The organism is Nocardia sp. NPDC004718 (assembly GCF_053601535.1).
In genome coordinates this window covers 121,750-141,419 of record NZ_JBSGCA010000008.1, presented here as the reverse complement: position 1 = coordinate 141,419, position 19,670 = coordinate 121,750, and the positions used below count along the sequence as shown (strand labels likewise).

At 69.2% G+C, this 19,670-nt stretch carries 20 protein-coding genes and 1 riboswitch; of the genes, 12 read left to right on the top strand and 8 right to left on the bottom strand.

Going from position 1 to position 19,670, the window contains the following annotated elements; all coding sequences use genetic code 11:
• Positions 1-137: 137 nt before the first annotated feature.
• Entirely contained in the window at positions 138-758 is a 621-nt protein-coding gene (locus ACWEH3_RS08995) for a hypothetical protein (RefSeq protein WP_450018080.1), read from the top strand.
• An 8-nt stretch (positions 759-766) separates the two neighbouring features.
• Here ACWEH3_RS08995 and ACWEH3_RS08990 read toward each other — a convergent pair whose 3' ends face one another.
• Both ACWEH3_RS08990 and ACWEH3_RS08985 read right to left on the bottom strand, forming a co-directional pair.
• Positions 767-1,195: a hypothetical protein gene (locus ACWEH3_RS08990; protein ID WP_450018082.1), complete on the bottom strand. Its 429-nt coding sequence runs from the start codon at positions 1,193-1,195 to the stop codon at positions 767-769.
• Positions 1,196-1,511: 316 nt separating this feature from the next.
• Positions 1,512-2,564, bottom strand: coding sequence for an alpha/beta fold hydrolase (locus tag ACWEH3_RS08985; RefSeq protein ID WP_450018084.1), 1,053 nt, complete (start codon positions 2,562-2,564; stop codon positions 1,512-1,514).
• 192 nt (positions 2,565-2,756) lie between these two features.
• On the opposite strand from ACWEH3_RS08985, the gene ACWEH3_RS08980 reads away from it, so the two are divergent.
• Genes ACWEH3_RS08980 through ACWEH3_RS08970 form a run of 3 tightly spaced genes read left to right on the top strand, consistent with a single transcriptional unit; the run spans position 2,757 to position 3,850 of the window.
• Positions 2,757-3,128, top strand: a complete 372-nt coding sequence (locus ACWEH3_RS08980) for a glyoxalase superfamily protein (RefSeq protein ID WP_355079207.1) — start codon at positions 2,757-2,759, stop codon at positions 3,126-3,128.
• 49 nt (positions 3,129-3,177) lie between these two features.
• A complete protein-coding gene (locus ACWEH3_RS08975) occupies positions 3,178-3,636 on the top strand; it encodes a DUF2752 domain-containing protein (RefSeq protein ID WP_356963532.1) in 459 nt (152 codons plus the stop codon).
• A gap of 28 nt (positions 3,637-3,664) precedes the next feature.
• On the top strand, positions 3,665-3,850 hold the full coding sequence (locus tag ACWEH3_RS08970) for a hypothetical protein (protein WP_450018087.1): 186 nt from the start codon (positions 3,665-3,667) through the stop codon (positions 3,848-3,850).
• On the opposite strand, the gene ACWEH3_RS08965 is transcribed toward ACWEH3_RS08970, so the two are convergent.
• Positions 3,851-5,194 carry a M1 family metallopeptidase gene (locus ACWEH3_RS08965; protein ID WP_450018089.1) on the bottom strand — a complete coding sequence of 448 codons (1,344 nt, stop codon included), beginning with the start codon at positions 5,192-5,194 and terminating at the stop codon, positions 3,851-3,853.
• Positions 5,194-9,105, bottom strand: coding sequence for a Pls/PosA family non-ribosomal peptide synthetase (locus tag ACWEH3_RS08960; protein WP_450018091.1), 3,912 nt, complete (start codon positions 9,103-9,105; stop codon positions 5,194-5,196). Before ACWEH3_RS08960 ends, ACWEH3_RS08965 begins: the two co-directional genes overlap by 1 nt.
• Positions 9,106-9,638: 533 nt before the next feature.
• Positions 9,639-9,752, top strand: a riboswitch (SAM riboswitch).
• 47 nt (positions 9,753-9,799) lie between these two features.
• Between ACWEH3_RS08960 and ACWEH3_RS08955 the strand changes: the two genes are divergently transcribed.
• Positions 9,800-11,119: an aminotransferase class V-fold PLP-dependent enzyme gene (locus ACWEH3_RS08955; protein ID WP_450018093.1), complete on the top strand. Its 1,320-nt coding sequence runs from the start codon at positions 9,800-9,802 to the stop codon at positions 11,117-11,119.
• Complete coding sequence (locus tag ACWEH3_RS08950; protein WP_452358291.1) at positions 11,044-11,544, top strand: helix-turn-helix domain-containing protein; 501 nt, start codon at positions 11,044-11,046, stop codon at positions 11,542-11,544. The genes ACWEH3_RS08955 and ACWEH3_RS08950 overlap by 76 nt, the downstream gene beginning before the upstream one ends.
• Positions 11,545-11,554: 10 nt before the next feature.
• Here the strand turns inward: ACWEH3_RS08950 and ACWEH3_RS08945 are convergent, their stop codons facing one another.
• The 3 genes from ACWEH3_RS08945 to ACWEH3_RS08935 form a co-directional block, all read right to left on the bottom strand.
• Positions 11,555-12,106, bottom strand: coding sequence for a flavin reductase family protein (locus ACWEH3_RS08945; RefSeq protein ID WP_355079191.1), 552 nt, complete (start codon positions 12,104-12,106; stop codon positions 11,555-11,557).
• Between the two features lie 135 nt (positions 12,107-12,241).
• Positions 12,242-12,718, bottom strand: coding sequence for a YbaK/EbsC family protein (locus ACWEH3_RS08940; RefSeq protein ID WP_355079189.1), 477 nt, complete (start codon positions 12,716-12,718; stop codon positions 12,242-12,244).
• 54 nt (positions 12,719-12,772) lie between these two features.
• Complete coding sequence (locus tag ACWEH3_RS08935) at positions 12,773-13,093, bottom strand: 2-oxo-4-hydroxy-4-carboxy-5-ureidoimidazoline decarboxylase (RefSeq protein WP_450018096.1); 321 nt, start codon at positions 13,091-13,093, stop codon at positions 12,773-12,775.
• A gap of 182 nt (positions 13,094-13,275) precedes the next feature.
• Here ACWEH3_RS08935 and ACWEH3_RS08930 point away from each other — a divergent pair, with 182 nt between their 5' ends.
• Both ACWEH3_RS08930 and ACWEH3_RS08925 read left to right on the top strand, forming a co-directional pair.
• A complete protein-coding gene (locus tag ACWEH3_RS08930; protein WP_450018098.1) occupies positions 13,276-14,097 on the top strand; it encodes a crotonase/enoyl-CoA hydratase family protein in 822 nt (273 codons plus the stop codon).
• 187 nt (positions 14,098-14,284) lie between these two features.
• Entirely contained in the window at positions 14,285-14,527 is a 243-nt protein-coding gene (locus ACWEH3_RS08925; protein ID WP_450018100.1) for a hypothetical protein, read from the top strand.
• Positions 14,528-14,651: 124 nt separating this feature from the next.
• On the opposite strand, the gene ACWEH3_RS08920 is transcribed toward ACWEH3_RS08925, so the two are convergent.
• A complete protein-coding gene (locus ACWEH3_RS08920) occupies positions 14,652-15,143 on the bottom strand; it encodes an inorganic diphosphatase (protein ID WP_355079184.1) in 492 nt (163 codons plus the stop codon).
• Positions 15,144-15,364: 221 nt separating this feature from the next.
• Here ACWEH3_RS08920 and ACWEH3_RS08915 point away from each other — a divergent pair, with 221 nt between their 5' ends.
• From ACWEH3_RS08915 to hpt, 4 genes are read left to right on the top strand one after another with little or no spacing between them, the layout of a single operon-like run.
• The gene (locus ACWEH3_RS08915; protein WP_450018187.1) at positions 15,365-16,804 is read left to right on the top strand and encodes a D-alanyl-D-alanine carboxypeptidase/D-alanyl-D-alanine-endopeptidase; all 1,440 of its coding nucleotides are present in this window, start codon (positions 15,365-15,367) and stop codon (positions 16,802-16,804) included.
• A 13-nt stretch (positions 16,805-16,817) separates the two neighbouring features.
• On the top strand, positions 16,818-17,927 hold the full coding sequence (locus ACWEH3_RS08910) for a zinc-dependent metalloprotease (RefSeq protein ID WP_450018102.1): 1,110 nt from the start codon (positions 16,818-16,820) through the stop codon (positions 17,925-17,927).
• A gap of 59 nt (positions 17,928-17,986) precedes the next feature.
• Positions 17,987-19,114, top strand: coding sequence for a tRNA lysidine(34) synthetase TilS (gene tilS / locus ACWEH3_RS08905; RefSeq protein WP_450018104.1), 1,128 nt, complete (start codon positions 17,987-17,989; stop codon positions 19,112-19,114).
• A 1-nt stretch (position 19,115) separates the two neighbouring features.
• Positions 19,116-19,670, top strand: coding sequence for a hypoxanthine phosphoribosyltransferase (gene hpt / locus ACWEH3_RS08900; RefSeq protein ID WP_450018106.1), 555 nt, complete (start codon positions 19,116-19,118; stop codon positions 19,668-19,670).

Sequence of the window (19,670 nt, the reverse complement as noted above, 5' to 3'; positions counted from 1 at the left end):
AGGCGGGGGCGACGAGCCGCTCGCCGGGCGGTACTCGGAAACGCCGGGTAGACGTCGCCAAACTCCGGGCGCGGGTGCCGAAACTTCGGGGGCGGCCGCCGAAACTCCAGACCCGGTTGCCCCAAATCCGGGCGGCAGTGCAACCGCTGGTGGTCTTGCTCCGGGACAACTCGGGTTACCTGTGTGCCGCGGTCGGAAGCATCATCACGTTCACCCTGCTGTTCAAGCCGTGGCTCGCCACCGGCGGACCGGACGGCACGATCTGGAGCAACGCCTTCGGCCAGACCCACATCACCACCACGCTCGTGGGGCTCTGGTCGAAGAATCCGCCCGCCCACTCCAATCTCAGCGGCACATGGGCCATTTTCGCCACCATCGCGATCTTCCTCACGGTGCTGGCGGCGTTGGCCAATCTCTGGTCCCGCACCGAGGCACTCGCGCGTTTGACGACCGGTTCGGCGGTGGCGGTGGCGGTTTTCATCGCCTTCACGCTGGTCTATCTCAACAGCAAGGGGCCGGAGTTGCGCTCCATGATCGGCTCCGGCCCGCCCACCGACCTCGGCACGCAGGTCGGCTTCGTGATCCGATGGGCTTCCGGCAACGGGCAATATCCGCTGCCAGGGCGGCGAAAGGTCGAGTTCGAGACCGCGAAACTCACCGGTACCGCGCTGTTCGCCGGTGCGACGGCGATGTTCTCGGCCGTGGCGGCCATCGCTCAATGGGTTCGGATGATGAAGTCACGCCGCAGCACCGGCTGAGCCGCCGACTACGTCACGACGAAGACTCCCTTTCCGGGGACGTGGGGAGCGTCCGTCGCGATGAGGACTTCCACGCGGCCCAGCCCGGAGGGAATGGGCACCGGTATCCATGAGCCGGCCACGTTCTCCTCGGCCGGTGTGCTGTCGTCGACCCGGATCGGTGGCAGGGTGCCGTACACGCCGGTGTCGGAATTGCGCCAGGAAACCGTGACTTCCACGCCGCAGGAGCCGCCGGGGCGGTCGGGCGCGAAGACGAACTCGGGGCGGATCCACAGCGTGGGCAGACCGGAGTAGTTGCGGTCGGGGTCGTAGTAGGCGGCGACCATGCCGATGCCCGCGCCGCCACCGTCGCAGAGCGTTCGTGCCGGGGGGACGCCGAGAGGAAGCGCGGATACCACCGGGGCGGTCACACCGAGTGTGCCGATGGCCAGAGCCATGACCGCTACACCATGCCGGACATTCACCGCTGCTCCCTTCGTCGGACACGAATTGTCTGCCTGCTGTGTCGACCTGAGTTCGCCGAGTGTTAACGGGAGCGTACGAAGGGTGCGGTGGGCGGCGGCGATTCGGCGTCGGCGCGCCGGAAATTTCCGATGAGCGACGGTTTTTCCGCAGGCGCGATCGATTCGGTAACGCATTAGCAAACTGAATGGAGACGTCGCCGCGGAGCGGACAGGGTCGCCGACCGTGCTTCGGGAGACGCCGCTCCTGGACCGGGCGCCCTTGACCGGTCCAGGAGAACGTTCTCCGGGGTCAGCCGGCGGCGGCGGAGCGCAGGTGGGCGCGCTCGGCGATGGCGGCCAATTCCGCGTTGAAGCGGTCCGCGGCTTCGATATTGCCCAGATGACCGGTGGGCCAGACGTGGTAGGCGGCCAAATGACCGGTTTCCGCGAGCGCGTCGGCGATGCGGCGCGACATGCGCTCGGGCAGCAAACGGTCGTGTGCGCCCGCGATCACCGTGGTGGGCACGGTGAGGGAGGCGGCCGATTCGGCGAGATCCATGTCGGCGAGTGCTGCGGCGTGCCTGCCACGGGTGAGCGGCCGGCACGAGCGCACGATGCCAAGCGCGAAATCAACCTGGTCCGCGGTCGCGTGCGGGTTCATCACCCGCGCCTTGAGCAGCGCGCTCGTCGGCCAGCCGCCCGGCAGCGGGACGGGGGCGGTGAGCAGCGTCTCGGCGACGATCATGGGCATCCGCACCGTGGCGCCGAACACCGTGATCGGGCGGTCCGCCAAGGTCAACGGCTTGTTCAGCAGCGGAAGCAGATCCGTGTCGTAGCGGATGTTGCCCGACGTACTGTTCAACAGGACGGCGGCTGCGGCCTGCTTACGGACCTGCTCCGGATAGCGAGCAGCCCATGCCTGCACGGTGATGCCGCCCATGCTGTGGCCGACGAGCACGGCCCGCTGCCCTGGGCGCAGCGTGGCGTTCAGCACGGCCGACAAATCGTCGGCCAGCGACTCCTTGCTGGGGACGGACTTGCCGAGTTCGCTCGCGCCGTGCCCACGCTGGTCGTAGCAGACCACGCGGTACCGGTCGGCGAACGCGTTGATCTGCGGGTTCCAGTACTCGATGCTGCAACTCCAGCCGTGGATCAGGACGATGACATCGCCCTGCGCCGGGCCGTACGCGTGTACTCGCAAGCGAGCGCCGTCTTTGGTGGTGACCGGAATGACCGCGTGGCGAGCGGTCGGCGCGTTCAACGACGCGGTACGGAAGGTGCGGGACCGCAGTCCGGCACGGTAATCGGCGGTGAGCGCACCGTTATGCGCGTCCGCCAGCGTCCTCATCGACTTCACCAGCATCAGGCACTCCTTTGTGTCCACCGTCACCGTACAGTGCAAGCAGCGGTGCTTGCTAGTGTTAGCGCCGTACGACGGTATTCCTGGTCTATATCGGGGAGTACCCCCGGATTCGGTACGGCAAAAGATCATTTCGAAAGAAAAAGTCAGACGCGCTTCGTTTGGGATGTCCGACCGCGATGCCAAGATCGCGGCATGACAGCTATCGAGTTCGCCGCGCCGATTCCCGTGCTGCGCATGTTCGACGTCGTGCGGACCTACGAGTTCTACCGGGACTACCTGGGCTTCGCAGTGGACTGGGAGCATCGATTCGGTGCTGACTTCCCGCTCTACGCGCAGTTCTCCCGGGCCGAGGCGACCCTTCACCTGAGCGAACACCACGGGGACGGCACCCCGGGCAGCGTCGTGTGGATCGCGGTCGGCGATGTCTTCGCCTGGCATGCCGAGCTCGCCGCGAAGAGTTATCGCTACGCCGACCCTGGTCGTCCGGAAGACGGTCCGGGCGGTCCGGGATTCGACCTTGCCGACCCGTCCGGCAATGTGCTGCGGTTCGCGCAGCCGAAGTAGCGGGGCGCTGCCGTGGCGGCGCGCCTCATCGCCCGGTTACGGTTGACTCGTGGACATCGCGCACCCTGCCTCCGGGCCCGTGACGGACCCGGGAACCGAGCCGAAGACCGGGTGGCGCGGGGCGGCGCTTCCGCTGCTGGTGGCGGGTGTCGGTGTGGGCGTCGGCGTATTGCTGCACCTGCGCGATCCGCACGTCGAGGGTTCCTACGGCACCTGTCCGGTGTACGCGCTGACCGGCTTTTACTGCCCCGGCTGCGGCGGGATGCGCGCCGTGCACAACCTCACCGACGGGCACGTCATCGATGCTCTGCACAGCAACTTGCTCGCGCTTCCGCTGGTTCTCGCGTTCGCGGTGTGGGTACTGGACTGGACGGTTCAGGGGTGGCGCGGCCGGAAGATGCGGTTGCCGTCGATCAGCCGGACGACCATGTGGACGTTCTTCGCATTGCTGGCGATCTACACGGTGGTACGCAATACGCCTTGGGGAACCCTGTTCACACCGGTGTAACACGCGAATGTACGGGCAGCCCTCAGGTATGAGAGATTCGCTGAAGACCAGGGTGCAGCAGAAACTGCTGCGCCAGCTCATCGAGGACCCGCGGGACACCGAGCACGACGACCCCCGGCAGATCGCCGTGGAGACCGATCTGGACGCGCTGGCCAACGTGCCGGAGGACCACCCGCTGGTCGAGGAACTCGCCGCGCGTTATCTGGTGTTCTGATCAGGCCGTCGATGCGCCGCCGTAAGGAGGCAACTGCGGTAGTCGCTCGGCGAGCAGCCAGCTGTCCCACAGGGGGCGTAGCGACACCAGGCTGTAGTGCCCGGCCAGGTCGGTGAACTCCTCGGTGGTCACCGATGAGTGGCGGTAGCGAATGGTCCATTCCCGGAGCAGGTCGAAGAAGGTCGAGTCGCCGAGTTCCAGGCGCAAAGCGTGCAGGGTGAGCGCACCCCGCTTGTAGACGCGGTCATCGAACATCCGCTGCGGTCCCGGATCGCCGATGACGATGTCCTGGGGCTCGCGGGCCAGGTTGTGCCGTGCGGCGCGGGCCAGCTGATCGGCGGTCGGCCCGCCCGCGGCCTCCGACCAGATCCATTCCGCGTAGCAGGCGAAGCCTTCGTGCAGCCAGATGTCCCGCCACTGCCGGATGGTCAGGCTGTTGCCGAACCACTGGTGGGCCAGCTCGTGCGCGACCAGCCGTTCCGCGCCGCGGCGGCCGTCGCAGTGGTTGGCGCCGAAGATAGAGATGCCCTGCGCCTCGATCGGGATCTCCAGCTCGTCGTCGGTGACGACGACGGTGTAGTCCGCGAAAGGGTAGGGGCCGAATTTCTCGCTGAAGACCTCGAGCATCCTCGGCTGACGAGCGAAGTCGTGGTCGAAGTCGGCGCGTAGCCGCGCAGGCAGGATCGCCTGCATCGGCACCGCGTGCGACGAACCGATGCGGTGCTTGCGATAGTGACCGATCTGGATGGTGGCCAGGTAGCTCGACATCGGCTCGGCCTGCTCGTACACCCACGTGGTCTGACTGGACTTTGTCTGCTTGCGCAGCAGGGTTCCGTTGGCCACGGCGTAGTAGGGCGAATCGGTGGTGATCGAGATCCGGTAGCTGGCCTTGGAACTCGGGTGGTCGTCACACGGGAACCAGGACGCCGCGCCATTGGGCTGACTGGCCACGATCGCGCCTTCGGTGAGTTCTTCCCACCCGACCTCGCCCCACGGCCCGCGCACCGGTTTCGGGGTGCCGCCGTACTGCACCACCAGCGCGAGCACGCCGCCCGCCGGAATCCGCTGTTGCGGCGTCACGACCAACTTGCCGTGCTGATGAGCGAATTTCGCGGCCTTGATCCCGTTGACGGACACCTTCGACACGCTCAGCGCCTGGCCGAGATCGAGTGCGAACCGGGTGCGCGCCTCGGTGGTCACGGCGGTGATCTCGGCGCGCCCGGTGAGCCGGTTGGCGGACACCCGGTAAGCCAGTTCCAGCTCGTACCGGGAAACGCGATACCCCCGGTTGCCGTTCTGCGGGAGGTACTCGTCGATGGGGGCTTCGTAGAACTTGCCCGCCATCAGCGCGCCCCGGGATCGCCCGTGAACCAGGGCGCGATCGGGTTGCCCCACCAGCGCGTCGAGGCGGGCACCGCGTCGCCGCGCATGACCAGGGAAGCCGGGCCGATGGTCGCGCCGTCGCCGAGCGTCGAGGCGGGCAGTGCCACGCAGTGCGGACCGAGGGTGGCGCCCGCGCCGAGGGTGACGGTATCCATGGCCATGATCCGGTCGTGGAACAGGTGGGTCTGCACCACACATCCGCGTTCCACGGTCGCGCCGTCGCCGAGAGTCACCAGGTCCGCCTCCGGTAGCCAGTAGGACTCGCACCATACCCCGCGCCCGATGCCGGCGCCGAGGCCGCGAAGCCAGAGGTTCAGTACGGGCGTCCCGGTCGCCGCGCGCGCGAACCACGGTGCGGCAACCATTTCCACGAACGTGTCGGAAACCTCGTTGCGCCAGACGAACGAACTCCACAGCGGATGCTCCCCGGCGCGGATCCGCCCCACCAGCAACCACTTGGCGGCCACCGAGGCCGCCCCCGCGACGCCGCCCGCCGAAAGCAGCACCAGTCCGCTGAGCAGCGCGGCGGTCAGGTGGCCGAAGGTTTGCGCAAGCCACGCGAGGGAGCACAGCACGCCGAGACCGATCGCGAAGGTCACCAGAACCGGGATCAAGCGGCACGTCTCGACGATGCCGCGGGCGACGCGCAGGCGGGCGGGCGGATCGAAGGTCCGCGCCGTGTCGGCGTTCTCCGCGGCGCGGCGCAGCCGGACCGGTGGGCTGCCCAGCCAGGAAGAGCCAGGTTTCGCCTTGGACGGCGCCGCCGACAGCACCGCGACCAGCCCGTTCTTCGGGACCCGTCGCCCGGGGGCGGTCATGCCGGAGTTGCCGAGGAAGGCGCGCTTGCCGACCTTGGCCGCACCGATGTGCAGCCAGCCGCCGCCGAGTTCGTAACCGGCGATCATGGTGTCGTCGGCCAGGAACGCCCCGTCGGCGACGGTGGTGAACTTCGGCAGCAGCAGCACCGTGGAGGCCTCGACGCTCTTGCCCACCTTCGCGCCCAGCAAGCGCAGCCACAGCGGGGTGAGCAGGCTGGCGTACAGCGGGAACAGGAAGGTGCGCGCGGAATCCAGCAGGCGCTCGGTGGCCCATGCCTGCCAGCCGACCCGGCTGCGCACCGGGTGATAGCCCTCGGTCAGGCCGATGCTCAGCAGCCGGACCGCGACGATGGTCGCCGCGGCGTAGACGCTCAGGCTGAGCAGGGTCGCGAAGGGCAGCACGGCGAATGCGCGCGCGACGCCGCCCGCGAGAGTGCGGGTGTCGCGAACGAACCAAGCCAGGAAAGCGCCACCGGCGCCGATGCCGAGAATCGGCATGGCGGCCAACGCCATCGATGTGACGCCGAAGACGCCGACCCAGCGCCGGGCCCGATCGGGCGTGTGCGCGGGCCAGCGGTGCTGGGCCTTGCCCACCTTCACCGCGGGCGAACCGGCCCACTCCTGTTCCGCCTTCACCTTGCCGGCCACCGCGGAGCCGGGCGCAACCTCGGCGTTCTTACCGATCTTCGTGCCGGGCAACAAGATCGAGCGCGAGCCGACCACCGCGCCGGGGCCGACGGTGATCGGGCCGAGATGCACCACGTCGCCGTCGATCCAGTAGCCGGACAGGTCGACCTCCGGCTCCACGCTGCAACCGTCGCCCAGTTCGAGCATCCCCGTCACCGGCGGGAGGCTGTGCAGGTCGACCCCCTTGCCGATCTTCGCGCCCAGCGCGCGGGCGAACGGCACCATCCAGGGGGCGCCGGACAGATTTTCGGCGCCGCTGGCCTCGGACAGGCGCACGGCCGCCCACAACCGCAGATGCACCGAGCCCCCGCGCGGATAGCGCCCAGGCCGGACACCACGCAGCAGCAGCCGCGCGCCCGCCACGCAGATCGTCATCCGGCCGAGCGGCGAGATGAACAGCAGGAACGCGACCAGCGTCCACCACCAGGACAGCTGTGGCAGCCATGGCAGCGACCCCGACCAGGCCGCGATGTTGCCGACGATCGCCAGCCAGGTGAGCCACTGCAAGCCGGTAAGGGTGGTGAGCGGGATGGTGGCGAGTACCTGCGCGGCTTGCGCGAGCGGTGGCGTCGGCCGCACCGTCCGGTCGGCGACGGCCACGGTGGGCGTGGTCTGCTCCAGCAGCTCGGCGAGCGCGCCCAGGCGGGGATGGTCGTAGACGTCCGCGACGGCGATCTGCGGATACCGTTCGCGCAGGGCGGTGACCAGCTGGGCCGCCGCGAGTGAACCGCCGCCCAGGTCGAAGAAGTCCGCGTCGAGATCGCCGACCTGCGCGCCGAGGATGGCGTCCCAGAGTCCGGCGATCCACAGGGCCGTGCCGGTCAGGTCGTTGTCGTCGTCGTCCTCGGCGGCGTTGGGCAGCGGCCAGGGCAGCGCGTCGCGGTCGACCTTGCCGGAGGTGCGGGCGGGCAGTTCGTCGACCACCGCGAGCCGGGGCACCAGCGGCGCGGGCAACTGTCCGGCGAGGACCGCGCGCGCGGCCTTGGCATCGAAATCCGGTCCTGGTCCGGTCAGATAGCCGACCAGTAGCTTGTTGCCCGCTTTTGTGGTGCGGATGGCCGTCGCGGCGCCGGTGACTCCGGGCAGGTGTTGCAGAGCGTTATCGATCTCGCCGAGTTCGATGCGCCGCCCGCCCAGCTTGATCTGATCGTCGGCGCGGCCGAGGAAGACCAGACCGGCGCTGTCGTTGCGCACCAGGTCGCCGCTGCGGTACGCGCGCTCCCAGCCGACGGAGGCCAGCGGCGCGTACTTCTCGGCGTCCTTGGCCGGGTCGAGGTAGCGGGCCAGCCCGACGCCGCCGATCACCAGTTCGCCGGATTCCCCCTCGGCCACCGGGTTACCCGCCGCATCGACGACGACCAGATCCCAGCCGTTGAGCGGCAATCCGATTCGGATCGGCCACTGACCGTCCAGCCGCGCGGCGCAGGCGACGACCGTGGCTTCGGTGGGACCGTAGGTGTTCCACACCTCGCGCGCCACATCACCGTTTCCGGCGACACGCTCGGCGAGTTCCGGCGGGACGGCCTCGCCGCCGAAGATGAGCAGGCGCACCGCCTCCAGCGCCTCGACCGGCCAGGTCGCCGCCAGGGTCGGGACGGTCGAGACCACGGTGATCCGCCGCCGCACCAGCCAGGGACCGAGATCGGCGCCGGTGCGCACCAGTTCACGCGGAGCGGGCACCAAGCAGGCGCCGTTGCGCCAGGCCAGCCACATCTCCTCGCAGGACGCGTCGAAGGCGACCGACAATCCGGCGAGCACACGGTCACTCGGACCGATCGGGGCGTCCGGAAGGAACAGGTCGGCTTCCGCGTCGACGAAGGCGGCCGCGTTGCGGTGGGTGACGGCAACGCCTTTCGGCGTGCCGGTGGAACCCGAGGTGAAGATGATCCAAGCGTCGTCGCGGGGAGTCGGCAGCGTCGACCAGCCTTCCTCGCGCTGCTCTTCCGCCGCGCGGATGCCCGCGGCGGTGGTCTCGATGCCCGCCGCGGTCACGATCGCGGTGACCTGCGCCTCGCCGAAGACCAGTTGGGCGCGCTCGTCCGGGTCGTCTGCGTCGACCGGCACGTAGGCCGCGCCGGAGTACAGGACGGCGAGGATGGTCACGTAGAGCTCACGGGTGCCCGACGGTATGCGTACGCCGACCCGGTCGCCCGGTCGCACACCAGCGGTGGCGAGACGGGCCATGGTCTTCTCGATCTCGACGACCAGCTCCAGGTAGGAGAGCACTACTCGGCCGTCATCGATGGCAGGGGCGTCGGGGTGGGCGAGCGCCGTCGCGGTCAGGATGTCGACCAGTGTCCTGGCTTCCGGCGCGCGGTCACCACGCGACAACGGGCCCGCGGGCGCGTCGACGTCTGTCTCGAGCATGGTGCTCTGCGCACCTCCCATCGACTCGCCTCACACTTTCCCGTTGTTGTGTCATAGCTGGGTTACCAAAGGGCAAACGCCACGATGGCCAGTTGTCCACGGTACCCGGGGTTGTCGTCGTTCGTTGTTCACCGCAGCGGGCGCCGGATCGGCGGGCGCTGTGCGCGTTGTTGCAGGTGGGATCGATATTCGCCGCCGCGACAGGCCGATCGCTGGTCGGTCCGCCGTCCCTCGGGTTCGCCGGGAGATCGCTCGTGTGCGGGTGTGATTCCGCTCATCGAAGCGGTGCGGACCTCGGGATGGGCACGTGCGGCGTGGAGGCTCGTGGCGCCGGCGACCGGTCCGCCGCCTCGGAGCGCGGTCGAAGGCGTCAGTTGCCGAGGGGCGCGTGGGATGTCGAGGCAGCGGCTCGCGGGCGGTCGTCGGGATGCTTGTAAAGGCTCACGCCTGGTGGTTATCTCCACGCGGTGCTCCTGGGACTCGGGGTCGAACGTGGTTGACAGCGCCGGGGCGCTTCTGCCACCCTCGGGTCAGGTCATGAGTGCCAGCGCGAAGCCCCGGCTTGCTGGCCGGCAACCCTCCTCCGCGGTGGGGTGCTCCGGGTGACGACCCGGCCGCCGCCCGACCGGGCGCGGCAAGCGCGGACTCGACGAATCATTCGATTGCGGGTCCCTTAGCCGACGGGATTCACGTGATGACTACCACTGTCGACAACACCTGTGCCGCTCTCGCCCGGGTCTCCGGCGACGAATTGCTCGTTCCGCTGGTGCAAGGCGGAACGGCCACCTACGCCAACTTCGACTACGCGGCGAGCGCGCCGGCGTTGACGCAGGTCACCGACCGGGTACAGCAGTTGCTGCCGTACTACGCGAGCGTGCATCGCGGCGCGGGCTACGCCTCCCGGATCTCCACCGAGTGCTACGAGGCCGCCCGCGGGTCGGTCTCCCGGTTCCTCGACGCCGCCGACGATCAAGTGGTGGTGTTCACCCGCAACACCACCGACTCGCTGAACCTGCTCGCGTCCTGCGTGCCCGGCGACACCGTGGTGCTCGACATCGAGCACCACGCCAACTTCCTGCCCTGGACCAGGCGGGGCAGGCGGGTCGTGCAGGCCGCCGACACGGTGGAGGAGACCATCGGCAGGCTGGTCGCCGAACTGTGCAGCAGGCCCGCCGCACTGCTCGCGGTGACCGGTGCGTCGAATGTGACCGGCGAGGTGCTTCCGCTGGAGCGGCTGGCCACCGTCGCGCACCAGTGCGGCGCCCGAATCCTGGTCGACGCGGCCCAGCTGGCCCCGCATCGTCGAATCAGCCTGCGCGCCAGTGAGATCGACTACCTGGCGTTCTCCGGCCACAAGCTGTACGCGCCGTTCGGCGCGGGTGTGCTGGTGGGCAGACGGGATTGGCTCGACGCGGCGCGGCCCTACCTCGCCGGCGGGGGCGCGGTGCGTGAGGTGAGTACCGACGCGGCCGAGTGGGCGCCCGCTCCGCAGCGGCACGAAGCCGGGTCGCCGAACGTGCTCGGCGCCGCCGCGCTGGCCGCCGCCTGTGACGCGCTCTGTGTCATCGACGCCGAAACCCTTGCCGCGCACGAACATCAGCTCGCCGACCGTCTCCGCGACGGCTTGGCCGAGATTCCTGGCGTTCGGCTGTTGCGCATCTGGACCGACAGCCCCGACTCCGTCGGCATCGTCGCGTTCACTCTGGACGATTTCGCCCCCGGCCAGGTCGCCGCCTATCTTTCCGCCGAACACGGTATCGGCGTCCGCGACGGACGCTTCTGCGCCCACCCGCTGCTCACCCGTCTCGGCTTGGACGGCGCACTGCGCGCGAGCATCGGCCTCGGCACCACCTCCGCCGACGTGGACCGCCTGATCGATGCCATCGCCACCCTCGTGGCGACGGGCCCCACCTGGAACTACGCCGCCGAGAACGGCGTATGGAACCCCACCCCGGAAACGCGCCCCTTCACCTCCACCGCCCCCACCGGCGCGGCTCCCTGCCTCGTGGGCTGAAACGACGCTTGTTCCTCGATCTCGTCGAAAAGGGCACTAAGGATCCCAGGCGATATAGCATTGATGCTATGGGCGACGAGCGCTCGACCGCTGCATCGCGGAGCGGCATACGGCCGAGGAGGATGAGATCAATGGCTGAGCGTGGTGATTGGGCGGAAATCAGGACCCGCCGGATGAAGGAACCCGGCGCCGCGGAGGCTTATGAAGCGGCTCGGTTGGCTTATGAACTGGGGCGGACAATTCGGCGGATGCGCGAGGAGCGGGGCTGGAGTCAGACCGGGCTGGCCGATGCCGCAGGTATGACCCAGTCCGCGGTCGCCAGGTTCGAGGCGGGTGGGACGGTGCCCAGCCTTCCTGTGCTGGAGCGGCTGGCCCGTGCGCTCGACGCCGAGTTGGTGGTGCAGGTGCGGCCGAGGGTGGCGTAGCGAACTCGGGTCAGTCGCCGAGGGCGGTCGGCCGGTAGTAGCGGCCGTTGTAGTACAGCAGCGGTGCGGCGGAGGGCTTCTCGTCGGTGTTGTCGTGTACCCGGGTGACCAACCCGACGACGAAGGTGTGGTCGCCGATGGGGATCAGTTGGTGCACGGTGGCGCGTAGCCAGATGGGGGTGCCGTGCAGGACGGGTTCGCCGGTGTCGAGGGCGGTCCACAGAGATCGGTCGGTGAAACGCTCCTCCGCCGTTCGGGAGAACCGGTGGGCCAGGTGCTGCTGGTGTTCGCCCAGGAAATGGATGACGACGGACTCGGCGTCCAGCATGCCGGACAGGCTGGAGGAGGTGTGCGCGATGTTGAACGACACCAGCGGCGGGTCCAGCGACAGCGAGGCGAAGGAAGTCGCGGTGAAGCCGACCGGCCCTTGCGGCGAACGCAGCGTGACAACGGTGACGCCGGCCGGATAGTGGCGCATCGACGCACGATATTGCTCCGCGGTGATGCCGCTCAGATCGTCCGGAACCTGTAGTTCCGTCTCGGGCCGTGGTGCTTCGGTCACAACACGAAACTACGCGGCTCTCGCGGCCCGCGGCGGTGGCACATGTCGAGCGCGACCCGGTTGTCATTGGACCGGGCGGATGTCGAGTATCGAAGTTTCGCGGCGTCCGGCACGATCTCGCGACGTCGGCGCCGGTCAGTCGACGTCGATCGGAAGACCCGCGGTGATTCGCAGCAGCTCCGGGAACGACGTGCGGAAAATGGTGTTCGGATGCCCGCCCGCCGCCCATACCTCCCGATGGTGCGCCAGCGCGTTGTCGACCCAAGTGGGCAGGTTGGTCGGGTGGCCGACCGGTGCGACGCCGCCGATGGGCTGACCGGTCACCTGGCGCACCATGTCGGCGGGGGCGCGGGTCAGCGTCCCTTCCAGACGCGCGCCGGTCTTCGCCAGGTCGACCTGATGCGCGCCCGAGACCAGCAGCAACACCGGGTCGTCGTCGAGCAGGAACACCAGTGACTTCGTGATCGCCCCCACGTCGACGCCGAGCGCCCGCGCGGCGTCGTCGGCGGTGTGGGTGGGCTCCGGCTGGGCCACGATGAGACCGTGATGGCCCCGGGAGATGAGGGTGTCCGCGACTCGGCAGGCGACCGGTGGCAATGACGACCTGCGCATCCCACCAGGGTAGAGCGATTGCGGTCGGGACGCCGGGGAAGTCACGCGGTCGGCTCAGTATTCCGGATAGCCCTCGGCCGGGCCGAGCATCCCGGCGATCCGCCCACGGGTTATCCGCGCGAGTTCGGTCACATCTCGCGCCGAGACCGGTTCGTGCGCAACCCCTTCGAAGGCGCGGTCGACGTCCCGCTGAGACAGCGCGAGCAGTTCGACATCGGCCTTGCTCAGCAGCGCGTCCCGATCGGAATAGGGGCGAGCGTCGGCCAGTGTCGCGGCCCACGTGACGTTGCAGCAGCACTCGTACAGCGCGTGCACCGCCCGGCCGCGGGGCATTTCGTTGAAGCGGTCGAGACCGATCCCGCGATGCATCAGCATGACGTCCTCCGAAGCCGGTGAATGAGGTTTGCTGACTTGCTCATGATCCGCTGTTCCGCCCACCGCGAACCAGTACACCATTGCGAAATTTGCGCAGGGTTTACACGCGGCGAGGTTTCTTTCCGAGTCGCGCAGCACCGGGTCGGGACACGGGCTCCGATTTGTCTCGATACGCTGTACAAATGACAGATTGGCAGGCTTTCACCGTCGAAACGAAGGATCACGTCGCGCAGGTGACGTTGATCGGCCCCGGTAAGGGCAACGCGATGGGTCCCGACTTCTGGCGCGAGCTGCCGGAAGTGTTCCAGGCGCTGGACGCCGATCCGGAGGTGCGCGCGATCGTGCTGACCGGTTCCGGTAAACACTTCTCCTACGGTCTGGACCTGCCCGCGATGAGCGGCACGTTCGGCCCGTTGCTGGCCGATCGCGCGCTGGCCGCCCCTCGCACCGACTTCCTCGTCGACGTGCGCAAGATGCAGGCCGCGATCACGGCCGTGGCGGACTGCCGCAAGCCGGTGATCGCGGCGGTGTCCGGCTGGTGCATCGGAGGCGGGCTGGATCTCATCGCGGCGGCCGACGTCCGTTACGCCAGCGCGGAGGCGAAGTTCAGTCTGCGCGAGGCGAAGGTCGCGATCGTCGCCGACGTCGGCTCGCTGCAACGGCTGCCCGGCATCATCGGTGAGGGGCACCTGCGCGAACTCGCCTACACCGCCAAGGACATCGACGCCGCGCGCGCGGAGAAGATCGGCCTGGTCAACGATGTCTTCCCGGACCAAGAGGCGGTGCTGGACGCGGCGCACGCCACCGCGCGGGAGATCGCGGCGAACCCGCCGCTGGTGGTGCAGGGCGTCAAAGACGTACTGGAGCAGCGGCGCAAGGACGACATCGCCGCGGGCCTGCGCTACGTCTCCGCGTGGAACGCCGCGTTCCTGCCGTCGGAGGATCTCGCCGAGGCGGTCAAGGCCGTATTCGAGAAGCGCGCGCCCGAATTCCGCGGCCACTGACACCGGCGGCGCGCTCGCACCCGGGCGAGTGCGCCGTCACCGACCCCAAGGGTGGGTATCGAGGGTGGGCAAGGTGATTCGCCTCAGGGTTGCGTTGCCCTCACCCTAGGGGTGGCTGTGCGAGATGCCGATCGCCCATATCGTTTGAAGCGTCAAAAATTTCATCTCGCATTCAGGAGCAAGAGCGATGCGTATCAAGTCCTTCTTCGCCGCTGGTCTGCTGGCCACCGCTGCCGTCGCCGGGGTGTCGACGGCCGCTACGGCCTCCGCCGCACCGGTTTACCAGGAGGTCGCCTACGGCGGCACCTACGTCGGCACCTACGCCACGCTGAGCGCGTGCCGGGCCGACGGCGAGTCGCCGAGCACCGGCGGCTACTACTGGGAGTGCATCGAGACCTGGGACGGCTACGACCTGTACATCTACTACTGAGCCACCTGTCACAGAGAAGGGGCATCCGGATTCCGGGTGTCCCTTTTCGCCTTTCGTGACACCGACCGGAAGCAGGGAGTCCGGTGTCTACCGGACTCCCCGCTTTCGTTGTGACCGAAGGGGTTCAGTGTCCGCCCTGGTCCTTCAACCGCTGGATGGACGCCTGCACCTCGGCCTCGGCCTCGGCCCGCCCGACCCACTCCGAGCCCTTGACGAACTTGCCGGGCTCGAGATCCTTGTAGCGCTCGAAGAAGTGCTTGATCGCGGCCAGCTCGAACTCCGGGACATCCTTCAGATCCTGGATGTGGTCCCAGCGCGGGTCGCCCGCGGGCACACACAGGATCTTGTCGTCGCCGCCCGCCTCGTCGGTCATCTTGTACATGGCGACCGGCCTGGCCTCCACGATCACGCCGGGGAACACCGAATCGGGCAGCAGGACCAGCGCGTCCAGCGGGTCGCCGTCCTCGCCGAGGGTGTTCTCGATGTAGCCGTAGTCGGCGGGATAGACCATGGACGTGTACAGGAACCGATCGAGCCGGACCCGGCCGGTCTCGTGATCGACCTCGTACTTGTTCCGGGAACCCTTGGGGATCTCGATCGTGACGTCGAACTCCACGCCATCTCCTTTGTGTGTGCATCGGTGCCGAGTTCTGCGACTCGGCTGCTATTCGGCCACTGCCGACTCGGCCGCTGCGGAGTGCGCCGACTCGCCAGGTTGTTCAGGGGAACGGTTGCGCAACGAGGATAGTGTGGTCGTCGGGGACATGGGTGCGGCAGGCGGCTGCTGCGGGAATCGGTCAGGAGAGCGGCGGCGACGTGTTTGGTGGCAACGAGAACATCGGTGGGCTGGCCGCCCGGCGGCGCCGCAACAGATGGCTGTTGATCTCGACCGTGCTGGTCGTGCTGGCCGTGGCCGCCGCGGTGGCACTGCTCGCGGTGCGGCCGTGGACCGACGAGTTCCGGCACGGTGGCCTGACCATCGCCGCCCCGCCCGCGCCGCCCGAGCCGTCCGGGCAGGTCGTCCCGGCCCGGCCCACCGGTTTCGCGCCGAGTTCCGCCGGGATCGCAGCCGCGCTGGCCCCGGTGATCGCCAATCCGGACCTCGGCGCGTTCGCGGGCCAGGTGACCGACGCCGACAGCGGGACGGTGCTGTGGAGCGGCGACGCGAACCGGCCGATGATCCCGTCGTCCACCGCCAAGATCCTCACCACCGCGGCCGCTCTGCTCACGCTGCCCGCCGAGCAACGGGTGACCACGAAGGTGGTCGCCGGTGCGGCGCCGAACGAACTGGTGCTGGTCGGCGGCGGCGATCCGACGCTCACCGCGCAGCCGGACGGCAAGGGGTACTACCCGAACGGACCGCGTCTGTCCGACCTGGTCACCCAGATCAAGTCCGCGGGCCGCGCGGTGGACACGATCGTCGTCGACCTCTCCGCCTACACCGGCCCGACCATGGCGCAGGGCTGGGACCCGGTCGACATCCCCGAGGGTTCCATCGCCCCGATCGAGCCGGTGATGATCGACGGCGGCCGGTTGCAACCGCTCGTCGAGTACTCGCCGCGCACCGCGACGCCCGCTCTGGACGCGGGACGGCGGCTGGCCACCGAACTGGGGCTCGACCCGGCGCGGGTCCGGGCGGGCGCCGCACCCGCGGGCGCGGCCGAGGTCGCCTCGGTGCGTTCGGCGCCGCTGCGCGACCGGCTGCGCGACATGATGGTCTACTCCGACAATGTGCTCGCCGAGGCGATCGGACGGGAGATCGCGACCGCCACCGGCGGCGAGGCCTCGTTCAGCGGAGGGGTCACCGCGGTGCGCACGGCGCTGAGCAAGGCCGGTTTCGATCTGTCCGGCCTGGATATGCACGACAGCAGTGGGCTTTCGGTAGACGACCGGATTCCCGCGCGCTTGCTCGACCGGGTCGTGGCGACCGCGGCCGAGCCCACCGGCGCCACGGCGGTGCGGCCGGCAGGCACCAAGGCCGAGCCCGAGAACGGCCGGGTCGCGGCGACCTTGACGCCGATGCTCGACAACCTGCCGGTCGCCGGCGCCACGGGCTCGCTGACCAGCCGTTACGTCACCCGGGATCGTCAGGCGGCGGGCTGGGTGCGAGCCAAGACCGGAACTCTGTCGGTCTCCAGCGCGTTGGTCGGATATGTGCTGGACGCCGATGGGCGGGTGCTGACCTTCGCACTGATGTCGAACGATCGACCACCGGAGGTGAGCAGGCCCGCGTTGGACGCGATCGCAGGCACGCTGCGAAACTGTGGATGCTCGTGACGGGTGGTTGATCATGACCCAGCAAGGTTCCGAGACAGCCGATTTCGGCTCCGCCGGCGCGGTCGAGCGGCGAAAACTCCGCTCGGGCCTGTCCGGCGTGGTCGATTGGCGTTTGGCCGCGCGGACCGGCTCCGTTCTGGTGCCGGCGGGTCCGCGCACGTCGCGCTATTCGGCCGAGCAGGTGGTCGCCGAGCTCGCCGATGCCTCCGTGCGGGCCGAGGCGCCGGTGCGCGAGGTCAGCGGGTTGCTGGACGACCGGCCGGTCCCCGCGGCCAGAATCGTCGACCGGCCGGGGTGGATCACGGCCGCCGCCGACTCGATGGCCCAGCTCACCGGGGCGGATGAGGCGCAGGCCGACCGCAAGTTCCTCGCGGGCAAACCCGCAGGTGTGCAGGCGGGCGCCATGCTCGCCTTCCTGTCCACCGCGATCCTCGGTCAATACGACCCGTTCACGGGGCCGGACGGCACTCTGTTGCTGGTCGCGCCGAACATCGTCGCGGTGGAGCGGGCGCTCGGGGTGTCGGCGAGCGATTTCCGGCTGTGGGTGTGCCTGCACGAGGTGACCCACCGGGTGCAGTTCTCCTCCGCGCCCTGGCTCGGCGAATACATGCGCGCGAACGTCGAGGTGCTCGGCGAGGCCGGTGACGAGCCGGTGAGCGACATGCTGTCCAGGCTGGTAGAAGAGGTGCGCGACCGCCGTCGCGGAACCGCCTCCGACGATCCGGCCGCGCGCGGTGTGGTCGGGCTGCTGCGTGCCACCCAAGCGCCGCCGCAACGTGCGGCGCTGGACCGCCTGCTCATGCTCGGCACCCTGTTGGAGGGGCACGCCGATCACGTCATGGACGCGGTCGGTCCCGCGGTCGTCCCGTCGGTCGAGCAGATCCGCACCGCGTTCGACCAGCGCCGCAGGCGTCCGACCAACCCGGTGCAGCGACTCCTGCGCGCGCTGCTCGGCGTGGACGCGAAGGTCGCCCAGTACGTGCGCGGCAAGAAATTCGTCGATGAGGTGGTCGCCACCGTCGGGATGACGCGGTTCAACACGGTGTGGACCGAAGCCGACACGCTGCCGCGTACCGACGAGATCGAGCAGCCGCAGCGCTGGATCGAACGAGTACTGGACTGAACGAGGGTTTCCGGCTCGGCGGCGACTCGCCGTGGGCGGTCGGCCGGTAGGCTGCGCCCATGGGGCGTGCGCCAGGAACGACACCCGGGCGCTTCGGGCCGGAGAGCGGGACATCCGGATCCGGGCGGCCGTCCGCCGCCCGGCGATTGCCCGAGACCGCCGCTGTGCTGGCCGTTCGTCGAGCGGTCCGGGATTGGCTGAGCAGATTCGGGCCGAGTGAGACCGAGGAGCAGGCGGTCGCGGTGGCGCTGTCCGGCGGCGCGGATTCGCTGGCCCTCACCGTGGCGGCAGTCGTCGAGACGAGCGCGGTCGACGCCTTGGTGGTGGATCATCGCCTGCAACCCGGTTCCGGCGCCGTCGCCGCCGAGGCCGCGGCACAGGCACTCGCCCTCGGCTGCCGGTCCGCGCGCGTGCTCGCGGTCCAGGTCGGCACCGAGGGCGGTGTGGAAGCCGCCGCGCGCCGGGCGCGCTACGCCGCGCTGGACTCCGCGCGCCACGGTCTTCCGGTGCTGCTCGGGCACACCCTCGACGACCAGGCCGAAACGGTGCTGCTCGGGCTCGCGCGCGGCTCCGGCGGCCGCTCGATCCAAGGGATGTCCGCGTGCGCCGAGCCGTGGGGGCGGCCGTTGCTCGGCGTGCGCCGGGAAACCACCCGGCGCGTGTGCGCCGATCTGGGCGTGACGCCGCACGACGACCCGCACAACGCGGCGCCGGAGTTCACCAGGGTCCGGCTACGCACCGAGGCATTGCCGCTGTTGGAGCAGATCCTCGGCGGCGGGGTGGCCCCGGCGCTGGCGCGTACGGCCGAACAACTGCGGGAGGACGGGGCGGTTCTGGACGCGCTCGCCGCCGAGCTTCGGCACACCGCCGGTGATGGGCGGGCGCTGGTGATCGAGACCCTCGCCACTGCACCCGCGGCTCTGCGGAAACGGGCGATTCGGGCATGGCTGCTGGAGCACGGTGCGAAAGCCCTGACCACCAAGCATTTACAGGCAGTCGACGAACTGGTTACGGCTTGGCGCGGGCAGGGCGGCGTCGCGGTCGGCGGCGGCAGGCCGGGTAGCAGGTTGGTCGCGGGGCGCGAACATGGCAGGCTGACACTGCGGCTGGGTGAGGCTGGCATCGGACCGATGACGCAGACCGAACCGGCCGAACGGGCTCACCACCACGGAAGGGAATCCAGCTGACGTGTACGGGGATGACATCGCGTCGGTGCTGATCACCGCGGAACAGATCGCCGCCAAGACCCAGGAGCTGGCCGAACTCATCGCCAAGCGGTATCCACCCGACGCTCCGGAGGGCGATCTGCTGCTGGTGGGCGTGCTCAAGGGCGCGATCTTCTTCATGACCGATCTGGCCAAGGCGCTGCCGATCCCGACCCAGATGGAGTTCATGGCCGTCTCGTCCTACGGGTCGTCGACCTCGTCCTCGGGTGTGGTGCGCATCATGAAGGACTTGGACAAGGACATCGCGGGCCGCAACGTCCTCATCGTCGAGGACATCATCGACTCCGGGCTCACGCTGTCGTGGCTCAAGCGCAACCTGTCCACCCGTAACCCGGCTTCGCTCGAGGTGGTCACCTTGCTACGCAAGCCCGACGCGCTACGCACGCCGGTGGAGGTCGCGCACGTCGGCTTCGACATCCCGAACGAATTCGTCGTCGGCTACGGCCTCGACTACGCGGAGCGCTACCGCGACCTGCCCTACATCGGCACCCTCGACCCCAAGGTCTACGGCGGCTGA

What these genes read in the sequence shown, in the direction of transcription:
- ACWEH3_RS08990 (WP_450018082.1), bottom strand. Translation starts at nt 1,195, where the DNA reads ATGGCTCTGGCCATCGGCACACTCGGTGTGACCGCCCCGGTGGTATCC.
- ACWEH3_RS08985 (WP_450018084.1), bottom strand. Translation starts at nt 2,564, where the DNA reads ATGCTGGTGAAGTCGATGAGGACGCTGGCGGACGCGCATAACGGTGCG.
- ACWEH3_RS08980 (WP_355079207.1), top strand. Translation starts at nt 2,757, where the DNA reads ATGACAGCTATCGAGTTCGCCGCGCCGATTCCCGTGCTGCGCATGTTC.
- ACWEH3_RS08970 (WP_450018087.1), top strand. Translation starts at nt 3,665, where the DNA reads ATGAGAGATTCGCTGAAGACCAGGGTGCAGCAGAAACTGCTGCGCCAG.
- ACWEH3_RS08965 (WP_450018089.1), bottom strand. Translation starts at nt 5,194, where the DNA reads ATGGCGGGCAAGTTCTACGAAGCCCCCATCGACGAGTACCTCCCGCAG.
- ACWEH3_RS08960 (WP_450018091.1), bottom strand. Translation starts at nt 9,105, where the DNA reads ATGCTCGAGACAGACGTCGACGCGCCCGCGGGCCCGTTGTCGCGTGGT.
- ACWEH3_RS08955 (WP_450018093.1), top strand. Translation starts at nt 9,800, where the DNA reads ATGACTACCACTGTCGACAACACCTGTGCCGCTCTCGCCCGGGTCTCC.
- ACWEH3_RS08950 (WP_452358291.1), top strand. Translation starts at nt 11,044, where the DNA reads ATGGAACCCCACCCCGGAAACGCGCCCCTTCACCTCCACCGCCCCCAC.
- ACWEH3_RS08940 (WP_355079189.1), bottom strand. Translation starts at nt 12,718, where the DNA reads ATGCGCAGGTCGTCATTGCCACCGGTCGCCTGCCGAGTCGCGGACACC.
- ACWEH3_RS08935 (WP_450018096.1), bottom strand. Translation starts at nt 13,093, where the DNA reads ATGCTGATGCATCGCGGGATCGGTCTCGACCGCTTCAACGAAATGCCC.
- ACWEH3_RS08930 (WP_450018098.1), top strand. Translation starts at nt 13,276, where the DNA reads ATGACAGATTGGCAGGCTTTCACCGTCGAAACGAAGGATCACGTCGCG.
- ACWEH3_RS08925 (WP_450018100.1), top strand. Translation starts at nt 14,285, where the DNA reads ATGCGTATCAAGTCCTTCTTCGCCGCTGGTCTGCTGGCCACCGCTGCC.
- ACWEH3_RS08910 (WP_450018102.1), top strand. Translation starts at nt 16,818, where the DNA reads ATGACCCAGCAAGGTTCCGAGACAGCCGATTTCGGCTCCGCCGGCGCG.
- tilS (WP_450018104.1), top strand. Translation starts at nt 17,987, where the DNA reads ATGGGGCGTGCGCCAGGAACGACACCCGGGCGCTTCGGGCCGGAGAGC.